9 protein-coding genes are annotated in these 11,901 nt (G+C 45.5%); 5 read left to right on the top strand and 4 right to left on the bottom strand.

Features of this window, described 5'->3' with window-relative positions; genetic code table 11:
* Positions 1-23: 23 nt before the first annotated feature.
* A complete protein-coding gene (locus tag ACXACM_RS08570) occupies positions 24-1,778 on the bottom strand; it encodes a DUF885 domain-containing protein (protein WP_474821093.1) in 1,755 nt (584 codons plus the stop codon).
* A gap of 224 nt (positions 1,779-2,002) precedes the next feature.
* Between ACXACM_RS08570 and ACXACM_RS08565 the strand changes: the two genes are divergently transcribed.
* Entirely contained in the window at positions 2,003-3,223 is a 1,221-nt protein-coding gene (locus tag ACXACM_RS08565; RefSeq protein ID WP_474821091.1) for a M24 family metallopeptidase, read from the top strand.
* A gap of 49 nt (positions 3,224-3,272) precedes the next feature.
* A complete protein-coding gene (locus ACXACM_RS08560; RefSeq protein ID WP_474821090.1) occupies positions 3,273-3,872 on the top strand; it encodes an IMPACT family protein in 600 nt (199 codons plus the stop codon).
* Between the two features lie 52 nt (positions 3,873-3,924).
* On the opposite strand, the gene ACXACM_RS08555 is transcribed toward ACXACM_RS08560, so the two are convergent.
* Genes ACXACM_RS08555 through ACXACM_RS08545 form a run of 3 tightly spaced genes read right to left on the bottom strand, consistent with a single transcriptional unit; the run spans position 3,925 to position 7,194 of the window.
* A complete protein-coding gene (locus ACXACM_RS08555) occupies positions 3,925-5,511 on the bottom strand; it encodes a sensor domain-containing diguanylate cyclase (protein WP_474821088.1) in 1,587 nt (528 codons plus the stop codon).
* Positions 5,504-5,944 carry a hypothetical protein gene (locus tag ACXACM_RS08550; RefSeq protein WP_474824281.1) on the bottom strand — a complete coding sequence of 147 codons (441 nt, stop codon included), beginning with the start codon at positions 5,942-5,944 and terminating at the stop codon, positions 5,504-5,506. Before ACXACM_RS08550 ends, ACXACM_RS08555 begins: the two co-directional genes overlap by 8 nt.
* Positions 5,945-5,955: 11 nt before the next feature.
* Positions 5,956-7,194 carry a hypothetical protein gene (locus ACXACM_RS08545; protein ID WP_474821087.1) on the bottom strand — a complete coding sequence of 413 codons (1,239 nt, stop codon included), beginning with the start codon at positions 7,192-7,194 and terminating at the stop codon, positions 5,956-5,958.
* A 262-nt stretch (positions 7,195-7,456) separates the two neighbouring features.
* Between ACXACM_RS08545 and trhA the strand changes: the two genes are divergently transcribed.
* The 3 genes from trhA (at position 7,457) to ACXACM_RS08530 (ending at position 11,875) form a co-directional block, all read left to right on the top strand.
* Positions 7,457-8,119 (top strand): PAQR family membrane homeostasis protein TrhA, encoded by a 663-nt coding sequence (trhA, locus tag ACXACM_RS08540; RefSeq protein ID WP_474821086.1) that lies wholly within the window; start codon positions 7,457-7,459, stop codon positions 8,117-8,119.
* A gap of 200 nt (positions 8,120-8,319) precedes the next feature.
* A complete protein-coding gene (locus tag ACXACM_RS08535) occupies positions 8,320-10,386 on the top strand; it encodes a right-handed parallel beta-helix repeat-containing protein (protein WP_474821084.1) in 2,067 nt (688 codons plus the stop codon).
* A 43-nt stretch (positions 10,387-10,429) separates the two neighbouring features.
* Positions 10,430-11,875, top strand: coding sequence for a lipopolysaccharide biosynthesis protein (locus tag ACXACM_RS08530; RefSeq protein ID WP_474821083.1), 1,446 nt, complete (start codon positions 10,430-10,432; stop codon positions 11,873-11,875).
* Positions 11,876-11,901: the final 26 nt, after the last annotated feature.

Below are 11,901 nucleotides of genomic sequence, written 5' to 3'. Positions count from 1 at the left end.
GATCAAAAGAAATGTACCACGCTTTAATAAGGAGACGGCCCACCTTCTTCAACAAATCGGTCAATGCGCTTCTCTAGCACAGAAAGTGGCACTGAGCCGAGTTGCAGCACAGTATCGTGAAAATGACGGATATCAAAGTTCTCTCCTAACGCCTGTTCGGCTCTGGCCCGACACGATTCCATGGTCATTTGTCCCAGGTAATAAGATAACGCCTGGCCTGGCCACGCGATATAGCGATCAATTTCCGTTGTCACTTCATGTACCGACAAGGCTGTATTGTCTTTCATAAACTGCAACGCCCGCTCCCTACTCCATCCTTTAGCATGAATGCCAGTGTCAACCACTAAGCGCGCTGCACGCCACATCTGATAGCTCAACATGCCGAAGATTTCATAGGGCGTGTGATACATCCCCATTTCCTCACCAAGCTTTTCAGCATAAAGGGCCCAACCTTCACCATAGGCAGACACATAGGTTTCACGACGAAAAGCCGGAATATCCTCATTTTCCAACGAGAGCGGCATCTGAAATGCGTGACCTGGGGCTGACTCGTGTAACGTGAGCGCAGGTAGTGAATACAAAGGCCGTGAGGGTAAATCGAATGTGTTCACCAGATATATTCCCGGACCTCCCCGTCCAGCCGTGTAAAACGGAGCAATATCGTCAGGCACAGGCAAAATAGCAAAGCGGGCACGTGGCAAGCGTCCAAACCAATCGTCAGCGACGGCGTCAAATTCCTTGGCCGTCCACGCGGCTCTGTCTAACAAGTCCTGCGGCGTTTCAACATAAAACTGAGGGTCGGTTCTTAAAAAAGTGAGAAAGGCTGACAAATCGCCTTCAAAGTTTACCTCTTTCATTACATCATGCATACGTGCACGAATTTTCGCCACCTCCTGTAAACCTATGTCATGAATTTCTTCAGGGGTGAGATCTAAGGTGGTATATTTTTTTGCCTGAGCTTTGTAATACGCTTTCCCGTCGGGTAAATCGTAGGCAGCAATAGACGGTTGTGCGTTGGGGATGTAGTCGTCAACTAAAAACGTCAGCAACTTTTTATGTGCTGGGATCACCGACGCTTCAATGGCCGTTAATACCTTTTGGGTGATGTTTTTTCGCTTCAGTTCACTCATTCTGGCGGGAAATTTTTTCAGCGGTAAAAAATAAACGTTGTCTTCGCCTTGGTGAGTCACCACAGAAAGCACCGATGATTCCCGCCCTTGCAGTGAGATCTTTGGCAAAGTGAACTGTCTGGCCAGCCCCAATTTCATGTTTTCAATTTGTTCTTCGAAATACCGGGGCATATCGTTAAGCCAGGCGATGTAATTCAAATAATCCTGTTCTGAGTGAAAAGTCTCTCTGGCGAGATAAGTTAAGTCGCTCCAAAAAGCGGTATCACCTAACAGTGGTTTTTCATATGTCTTAAACGTCAGGTCTGAAAGCAGTGATTCAACCTGATTTCGATAAACCGCGTAATTGGTTTTGTTCTCATCAGACAATGCTGCAGTATCAATACCATTTAAATCTCGTAAGACCTGTTGCCACATGGTGAGTTTTTGATTCTGCTTGTCCATACTCACATCAGGTAAAGATGACGGTATAGCCTTGGTATCGCTGTTTTCATTAACTGAATTCTGATTTTTTCGCCACTGCCACTCGTTAGTATAAATATCCTCAAACTGACGATTGACGTCTTGCTGATTGGCGTCTGCGTGTTCGGTCATGCCAATTCCTATGGACAGCAAGGCGATAACCAATATTGTTTGTAGACCTCGTTCCACGATCCCTTCCTCTTGTTATTATTTTACCCACCTGTGTCAGCAATTTTCCATTTTCATGGGCATTGCTTCCGGCGATACAGTGATTTCTTTAGTATGCGCAGCCCTGGGCCAATATCGCAATGATAGACATCATATATTCTTGCATTTCTAACGCAAGGTTGCTGCTTCCTTAGTAGCTCCTGTTATAGTGCACGCTTAACCTGGTTCTTTATGCTGGAGAAAAGATGCTACCCAAAGGCATTGGTGGAAAAACACCCGAACAAGCACTCGCCGATTTACACGATATGACGTTGGCGTGTACACCTATCCAAACGGCAGAATATCTGTCTCGCATTGATACAGCTCAGGCGCATATGCGCGAGCAAGGTATTAGTGCGCTGTATTTGAACGCGGGAACAAATTTATCCTATTTTACCGGCCTTGACTGGTATGCCAGTGAGCGTCTTGTCGGCGCGATTTTACCCGCAAAAGGTAGTATTCAATATGTTGCCCCTGCTTTTGAACGCGGATCTATCGAAGAAAAAATGGTCATTCCAGGACCATTTCACGGCTGGCAGGAGCACGAAAGTCCATATGCCTTGTGCGCAGAACTTATTAACAGATTAAATGGGCATAACGGAAAGCTGGGCATTGATGAGTCGACCGCCTTTTTTATCGCCAATGGACTTCAAGGGGCACTCCCGGGCACACCTGTTGTTGACGCCAGTGTGGTAACGGCGCACTGTAGAATGCATAAAAGTAAGCACGAACTAGCATTGATTCAACGGGCCATGGATATGACCCTGGCTGTGCACAAAGCCGCTGCCAGTATTCTTCGTGAGGGTATTTCCACCACTGAGGTTGAAGCGTTCATTCACGAAGCCCACAAAAAAGTAGGTGCCCCTTCGGGATCGTACTTTTGTATCGTTCTATTCGGTAGCGCAACGGCGTTTCCTCACGGGGTGAAAAACGCACAAATTTTAAAACCCAATGACTTAGTACTGATTGACACAGGCTGTCGATTACACGGCTACCTTTCTGACATCACACGAACGTATTGCTTCGGCAGAGCCACTGAAAAACAGGCAACCTTGTGGCAAGCAGAAAAAAATGCACAGCTAGCTGCTTTTAATGCCGCCAAACCTGGAGCAAGTTGCGGCAGTGTAGATGCCGCCGCCAGGACTGAGTTAGCGCAATACGATCTTGGGCCAGACTATGATCTCCCCGGCCTGCCGCACAGAACGGGGCACGGCATTGGTATGGATATTCACGAATGGCCTTACCTGGTTAAGGACAACTCACACAAACTTGCCGAGGGCATGTGCTTTAGCAATGAACCCATGATTGTGGTACCCGGCGAATTTGGCATCAGACTGGAAGATCATTTTTATATGACGAGCTCAGGGCCGAAGTGGTTTACTGAGCCAGCGTACTCACTAGATGACCCTTTCCATGCTCAACGGTAAGATACATGTTGCGTTCAACTTACTATACGGCAAATAAACTTAGATAGAAATGAGTTATGACATCCCTGACAAACAGCACGAGACCTTACTTGAAGTAAAGAAGAGTAAGTTTTATGGCTGCGCAAACTTCGTCGATTCACGTGAGGCAGCTATGGTTTTTCTCACCGAGGTCAAGCAGCGCTATCCTGACGCGAGACACCATTGCTGGGCATACCTGCTGGGCAACCCTGCTCACCCCACCAGCGCCGCCATGTCAGATGACGGCGAGCCCTCCGGCACCGCAGGAAAACCCATCCTAAACGTGTTGCAGCATAAACCCGTTGGCGACATTATGATTGTCGTCGCACGCTATTTTGGTGGCATCAAGCTTGGCGCTGGCGGTCTGGTAAGAGCTTACTCCGGCACGGCTCAGCAAACCATGGAGACCCTGCCTGTAAAAACTCGCATTTCACTTGAGACCAGACTGGTGACTACCGATTTTGCTCAGGAGCAGTTTTTACGTCATTGGGTGTCGACTGTTTCCGGCGAAGTTGAAGCGTGCGAGTATACTCACGTAGTCACTCTGACAGTGGCGATTCCAGCAGGTGCCCTAGCGGCACTACAAACCTTATCTGCCAGTATGGGCTTTCGCCTCTCTACACCCTATTGAGTTTGTTTTCTAAAGACATGTGAAGAGGAAAAACACCTTATACTATAGTGTGTTAACTATTTTCACCGGCGAAAACAAGGTAATCATCAGGGGCTGACACTTTGTTTTGCTTAGCCTGATACATGGCAATGTCCGCGAGTTTTATGAGTGAATTCATGTCGCTACTCATCCTGGGATAAAAGGCAACACCCACACTCATGGAAATCACCGTTGGCGTCGTTTCATTGTTAAAATAAAACGGCTGTCTTATCCCTTCATTAACCTTACCAATAACTTTCTCTACTGATGCCTCATCATCTGCTTGTATAAGTAAAACAAACTCGTCTCCGCCCCACCGGATTGCAACATCATTTTTGCGAATTTGCCCTTTTAATTGCTCTGCGACAAATATCAACACCTCATCACCGGCATCATGACCAAAAATATCGTTTACTGCTTTAAAGCCATTTAAGTCTATGAGCGCTAAAGCAAAGTTGTGTTCCTTTCTCATTAGTTTAGTAATGAGCTTTTCACCTCCGTTGCGGTTGTAAATGCCGGTGAGCGAGTCGAAATCAGCTTGTAAAACCAGTTTTTGCAGTTCCTGTCTACGACTGGAAATATCATTTAACGTCAATTGGAAAAACCGTTCGCCTTCATCGGTTTGTAAAGAGCTGGCAACCAATTGAACCCAAACCACTTTGTCCGTATCTTTTGAATTAAGCCTATATTCGCCGGTGGCAAATTCATCTCTTGAAAATGCCTCCATCAGTGACGTTTTTACTGCTGAAGGTGTTTCAAATAGCTCCTCTAAGAGTTCGCCGTAATCTTGCTTTACACCCACACCAATTTTTTCTACCAGGTCGTTAAATGCATCATTTCTGAGTTCTATTATCCCTGAGTCAGTCATTAACACAGTGGCTGATTTGGCGTTTTCAAACAATAACCGAAAGCGCTTTTCCAGAAACTCAATTTCTTCCCTTAGCTGACGCTCCTGACGAAATTGATCTTCAACCTTATCTAACAACTCATTGGTATCGTGAACCAGTGCACCAATTTCACTTTGGGAATGATATTCAGGGGTGGGTATACGCTGTGCGGTGCCAGGTGTTATCTCATGCAGGGAGCGCCCGACCTTGAGCATAGGAGAAATAATAACGTAGTAGGTAATAATCAACGCAACAATACATACAACAAGTGCTTCGATATATAACGAATAACTGTTATCTGTACTGATTTTTTCGGCCTGAAGAATAATGTGATCCAAGTTTGGATAGATATTCACTTCAGCAAGAGTCTCTTCAGGGATGAAAGGGTGTCTGACTAAAAATACACGAGGGTCTGAGCCCCGATTAATAGCCTCACTTACATTGAGTTGGTAGTAAAGAACATCACTTTTTTTAATAGAAGCGGCGAGAATTTTCTCGCTTTTAACCAAGCCATTAATAGCTTCTTTCGCTAAATCCTCATCTTCTAGAAAAGCTGAAATAGATGCCGTTGCTGCTACAGTTTGATACAGCTCTTCTATATCCGTGTTCGCCTCATTAATTTCATATTCATAGGTGACGCGATAAAAAAACTCAGCTGTCGCTAACACCACCACGATAGACGCAGCAACTGAAAATAACGAAAATCGAAAACCTAACCCATGTATGTTAATCAAAACGGTAAACTACCTTCATCTTATCGGTAACATGAGACGCGTACACGTATGCCAATGCAGACTCGTCTTCAGCCAGCCGTTGTTGCACATCTTTGATTGACTGCTCAATAGCAGGAGGCTTTACACGGCCTGAAAACTTGAGCCTTGACCAGTAAGCATTGACGCGCGCAAGAGGCAACCCAACCAAGGCCTGATAAAATCGCGCTTTGAGGTCTGTCTCTAATTCAATATCGATGGGCGTCGCTAATTCCCCATTTGGAAATGCTGTATATTTACCCATAAAAAGATCGATGAGCCCTTTTTTATCTATTGCTTCCAGTTGATTCTTTTGGCTTGTAACGACGACAATATGATCCTGTGAAGACGCAGTACACGTAAAGCCTGAAACTAGCAGCAGGGTCAGTATTAAAAAGGAATTGCGTTTGAATAGCATCACATCCTCTCTTAAAAACTGAAGCTCAGAGCTAAAAATAACGTATGGGCAACGCCATCTTCACCAAATACCACGAAACCATCACGGGCTCTTAAGCCACCACCACGGGCTTCGATATCAGTTCGCTCAAGTTGCACTTTGAAAGCCAGGTTTTCCTGTAAATCCCATCGCCAGCCTACCGACAATGATTGCTGGTTATGGGCCAGCGTACTGCCAATTTCTTCAATATAGGTCGCTAACATAGCAGTGCTTTCATTGATCGGGAATTCAGGATTTTCCTGACTAAGAAAATAGTTATCGGAGCTCGCGAACGAATACAGCCCGTAGAAAGTATGGGCACCATAAAGGTAGCTGACGTTAAAAAAGCCGTTTAAAGCTTCTCTTAACCCGATAGATTCTGAATCAATATGGGCCAGTTCACCTGATAGCTCCCAATCACCAAAATTACGATCAAAATAAAGTGAGCTATAGCGAATAGTCGCGTTGCGCAACCTCAAGGTGTCAGCGAAGTCGCTGGCACCACTCCATAGCGGTTGTAATTGCGCCACTGACGTTGCAACAAAAGCGGAGTCGGCATTGTCATTCTCAGCTTCCGTTTGGGTGTGCTTTAACGCCACGCTCCAGTCGAATGCAGACAACTCTATGCCAAGAGAACGCAAGTCTTTGAATTTAATTGGGCTGTAATCGTTACTGGTAAAGTCGCTTTCTCCACTGCCCCAAAAACCTTTTACTGTCAGATTGAAGTCGTGATAACGACGAAGATAGCTTACATCCGCGCCATCGAAACTTCTGGCTGGAACGATCCCATACACCTCAGTTGGCACCTTCACCCAAGGGTAAGCGATAGAAATATCCCTGGTATCACTGAAGTGAAATAAATCGGCTGCTAAACGCCCCCCCCTCACTTGCCATGAAGGTGTAACGTCATATCTAAAAAAGGCCATTTGGGTTATTGAATCCAGGTTTTGCCTGTCTTGCTCCCGATAAACAAACTGACCAACAAAGTCCAATTTATTAGAAACACTATAATCGACTTGAACACCGATTAAACTTAACGGCTTAAGTGCAAAGCCACCTTTCTTTGCAATTGCCGCTTGAGAGCGATCGTTTCGATATTGATAAGTGCTGGAATCTGCGGTTGCCGTTGCTAATGTACCGAATCCACTCACTTTCAGGCTTTGCTGCTCAGCTGAAGCGCTATAAACCGAAATGACATTTACCACCATTATAAGAAAGCACAGCTTTTTCATTACTCGTAGATACCCAACTGAATGCGCGGCAATGGCCGTATAGATTTATTTACCAAGAGAGATAGTTCTCTACTCTAAGGATAGTAAAAAATATAAAAAAAGACTGATGAATCGATTGTATTTTTACTTCTGAATTTATTAAGGATTACTAAAAAAGTACATTTTGGCGTCGTGCTGCATTACTTTTACTTTCTTGCAGCAATAAAGGTGTACAAGTGTACGCTGAAAAATTACACTAGGAAAAATCAAGCAGGAGACCGCCATGACCAATAACAACAAAACGCGTGTCACACCAAAATTATATAACCGCGCTTACAGTGCCGTGGAAGAGTGGTTAAATAGCGTAAGTCACGGAATTGGATTTGTAGCCGCCATCGTTGGCCTGATATTTCTGTTACTTCGCGCTGAGCACCCCTTGGCAGTCACCGCCGCTGCAGTCTATGGTGCGACGCTCATTCTTATGTTTCTTAGCTCTACCCTTTATCATGCCATTAGCCATACCAAGGCCAAAGGGCTACTAAAATTATTTGATCACAGCGCCATTTATTTACTTATTGCAGGTACCTACACACCATTGATGCTGGTCAGTATAGGAGGTTTACTCGGTATTACGATGACCGCCGTCATTTGGGCTCTTGCTTTGGCAGGCGTAGCCTTCAAGCTAATTGCCCAACATCGGTTTCCCAAAGTCTCTGTGGCCACTTACCTGTTAATGGGTTGGATAGCATTGGGGATGATTTACCCATTGTATGTAGCGCTACCAGGAGCCGGATTGTGGTTGCTATTCGCAGGGGGGTTATTATTCAGTGTGGGCGTGATATTTTACGTTGCTAAGTCAAAACCCTTTACTCATGCTATCTGGCACCTTTTTGTGTTAGGCGGGTGTAGTTGTCACTTTTTCTCCATTTATTACTTTGTGGTTTAGCTGTCTGTCTTATGCAACATCTGTAACTACAACTGAACTGTAAACCTGCCCTAACCGACTTGAAGCGCTACTGAGTATCGCTTCAGTGGCCCTTTAACACATAGCTCAGAGACCTTTCGCACATTTTGTCAGTGGTTGGTATCAGACTTGCTAACAGAGCTCAGACAATCTCATCAGTTCTGCGAGTTGGAGTACCTTGCATGGCGAACTATTGTCCTTACCGCTTTTTATATCGTTCCCGGTTAATGCTGATACCAGTGTTATTCAGTCTGCTTGTCGGCTGCTCTGAAGCTGTCTCAAAAAACCATCCCGGATACCTCCCTGGTCAACCAGGAGGCTATATTCTTAGTAAAATGCAAAGGCACACTACACCTACTTTGTCAGACGCACAGAAAATTATAGACAACGCTAAGGAAAACCCACGCTTCGCTACACTATTGTCTTCCATATCCAATCACGATACTTCCCATGGAGCCAAATTGCTTTTGCTTATGGAGTCAGGCATGCCCCTTTCAGACGCTGTCATCGCGCTGGTTAAAAACGAACATTCAGTAGATGAAATGGCGCGAATAGTGGATGTTGCTATGGATTTATTTCCACTGCAGCGGAGCCAGATCTATCACTCTTTGCTCAGCAACTCAGCTCTGCGAGCCACGTTAGTAAAAAAATGGGCACACACCAAAGGTGTACTCACAGTAGCAACCTACCCGGAAGCAGACGAAAACGGCGTATTTATCCAGCCCCTGATTGAATCAGCCAGTGTAACCTTAGGCAAAGTGTCTCACCACGCCAGTGGAGCACTGCACTACCGTGAAACCGGTAGTGAGAAATGGCAGTCTGGCCGTGACTTAGAGTGGGAGCCGGTAAAAGGCGTGCTAACGGGGCCACTAGTGTTCCTTAAGCCCGATACTCGCTATGAATTAAAGATCACCGTGTCCGAAGACAACAATCAGGTGCGGGAAGTCATAACCCACTTTCAAACCAGGCCAGACTCTCCACCCATAGACACCAATAAGGTTTATCAGTTGTCTGATATTTACGATGGCGGTACTTTAGATCTTGAAGCCTTGGATATTGAAGGCTCTGCAAAAGGGTACGCAAAAATCGTCGGCAATGACGACACTGTCATACGGCCAGGGAAAGACGATAAATATGGCGTTTATGTTGGAGACAACAGTTATATTTACTTCGAAGATGTGAAAATTGAAGGCGCTCGCGTGCATGGTATCTATGGTGAGAAGGCTCACCATATCTGGCTAAACAAGTGTGATATTTCTGACTGGGGGCGCTCTGCGAACATTATCAGAAACGGAATAGCATTCGAAAAAACAGACGCTAAGCCAATTAACTACGACTCTGCTATCTATTTTCGCCAATCAGGCGTGATAACGGTAGAAAATTGTCATGTCCACAGCCCTAATGCTAAGGCAAATGATTGGTCCCATGGCCATCCTAAAGGCCCCAACGCCTTTCTTGCCCACGCTAATCACCCAAACCCGGCATTCAAAGGGCAGATAATCTTGCGGAACAACCATTTTTCAGGTTCGACGTCACACAGGTTCAACGACATTATTGAAGGCAGAAAAAACGCTGAATCACTGGGCGGCTTCGTTCGTGATTCCGCGATTTATAACAACGTGCTGGCTTACGCAAACGATGATGCCATCGAAATTGATGGTGGTCAGCAAAATGTACTTGTGTATAACAATGATATTTCCAACACTTACTCAGGGGTTAGCGTAACACCGGTTCGCGTGGGGCCATCGTTCGTGTTCAACAACTACATTCATGATCTCGGTGATGAAAAAGGTAAACAGTGGGCATCTATAAAAATGGGCGGTCTGATGACTGGTCCTGTGGGTAAGAGCGTGATTTTCCATAACCTCATCACGGTTAACCGAAACGGTCTCACCGCCTCGCGATTTCGTTCCGATGACACGTTTTGGACGCATGCACAAAACAATGTGGTGATCACCAGAAAGAATAACCATATGGTTGGGTTTAATATCTTTGATCCCGAGAGCTTCCCCGGTTCTCAATTTAACCAAAACTATTTGTATAACTTGTCCTTAGAGAAGCCTAAAATCGAGAGTGATATACTGACAGAGTACGAATTTAATGAACCAAAGTTGAATAAACAAATTGCACAAGCGCTATTCGTAAAAGGTAAATCAGTTCTGCTCCCTAACCGTGAGAGCACTCACATCAACAACTTCTCTCGTACGACAGAAGACAGAAAGCAAACTGTTATCGGTATTACTGAGTAAAACAACCTGTGTATGTAAAATGCCAAACAAGGACGTTCCTGCCATGTCGCTGAAAGTAAAATCCCTAAAAGGCGCGTTTTTTAATTTGTCTGCAAACGGCGCTGCACAGCTTGTTAACTTTGTTGTGTACGCCATTATGGCAAGGATCCTTGGGGTTGAGGAATTTGGTCTGGTAGCCATTTGCCTGATGGTTGTGGATTTTTGCAATGTATTTGTCACTGTCGGCGTGTCTCAAAACCTTATTCAACGAAAGCAATGGGATTCTGAGTTTGCCAATGCCTCGTTCTGGTTTTTGATAGGTGTATCACTGGCTATTACCTTGCTCATGTTTACTATTGCAGTGCCCATTGCCTGGTTTACCTATTCTGAGTTCGCTGCACAACTCATCGCAGCGTTAGCCATTATTCCTCTCACCAACGGCCTGCGTTTAGTACCGAAAGCAAAAATGGAACGGGACTTTGCCAACAAGCGACTAGCGGCCTATGACACCATCAGCGTTCTGCTTGGTGGCGTAGTATCTGTGACAACTGCACTGACAGGGTTTGGAGCGTGGGCGATAATCTACGGCAAAATCGTACAGGCAGCTGTGGCTACAATACTCACCTGGTATGGCTCTTCATTTCGGCCCCGGAAAAGTCGGGGTCGTCACCACCTTCCGGAAATTTTACAGTTTGCCAAGCCACTAATTGGTATGTCTTTTCTCAACTTTTTTTCCCAGCGTACATCAAACATTATTATTGCCGCCTTTCTGGGCGCGAGTACGTTTGCATACACATCGGTAGCCCGCCAAGGATTTTCAGTTTTAAATAATCTCACCTTACAGCCTCTGAACAGGATCGCATTGGCTGGACTGTCCAGGGTCGATAACCACACCCTACCCAAAACATTTGCCCGGGTGGTAAGTATGACAGCTTTGTTTGTCACCCCCGTGTATTTTGGCGTTGGCGCCGTGGCCCATCCATTCATCGACGTGGTATTTGGCGACAAATGGGTAGACAGCGCCTATTTACTATCTATTTTGGCCATTCAAACCCCCTGCAACGTGATGGCTTACTATTTGCCCAGCCTTCTCATTGCCAGAGGCTTACCCAACTCGGCGTTTAAGCTTAACCTAGTCAACCTCGGGTTTAACTTTCTGCTACCTCTCGCCGCGGTGCCGTGGGGACTATTTGCTGTTATCAGTGCGCTGGTTGTGGCCAACTACGTCACGTTATTCATAAAATTCGCCATAGTAAAAAAAGCGCTTAACATTAGCGTCAAAGATGTGCTGGCCGAAACCTGGATGTTTACCTTAAGTGGCATTGTGATGTTTGTTGCGGTATTGCTCACTGAGCGCAGTGGTGTAATTGGTACTGACAACCCGTTTGTGGTTTTACCCTTGCTCGTTGCCCTTGGTGCGCTGCTCTATGGTGGCATATTGCTGCTGTTTTTTCGTCGTCAAACCTTTGCTGTGATGAGAGAGTTTAAAAACAAAAAGAAAACTTCCTAGTGTCATATTTCGCTCAAATTTCTGGC

It is taken from the genome of Alteromonas sp. AWQ4_252, from assembly GCF_056158205.1.
The sequence above is the reverse complement of the archived record's forward strand: the minus strand, read 5'-3'. Positions and strand labels throughout refer to the sequence as shown.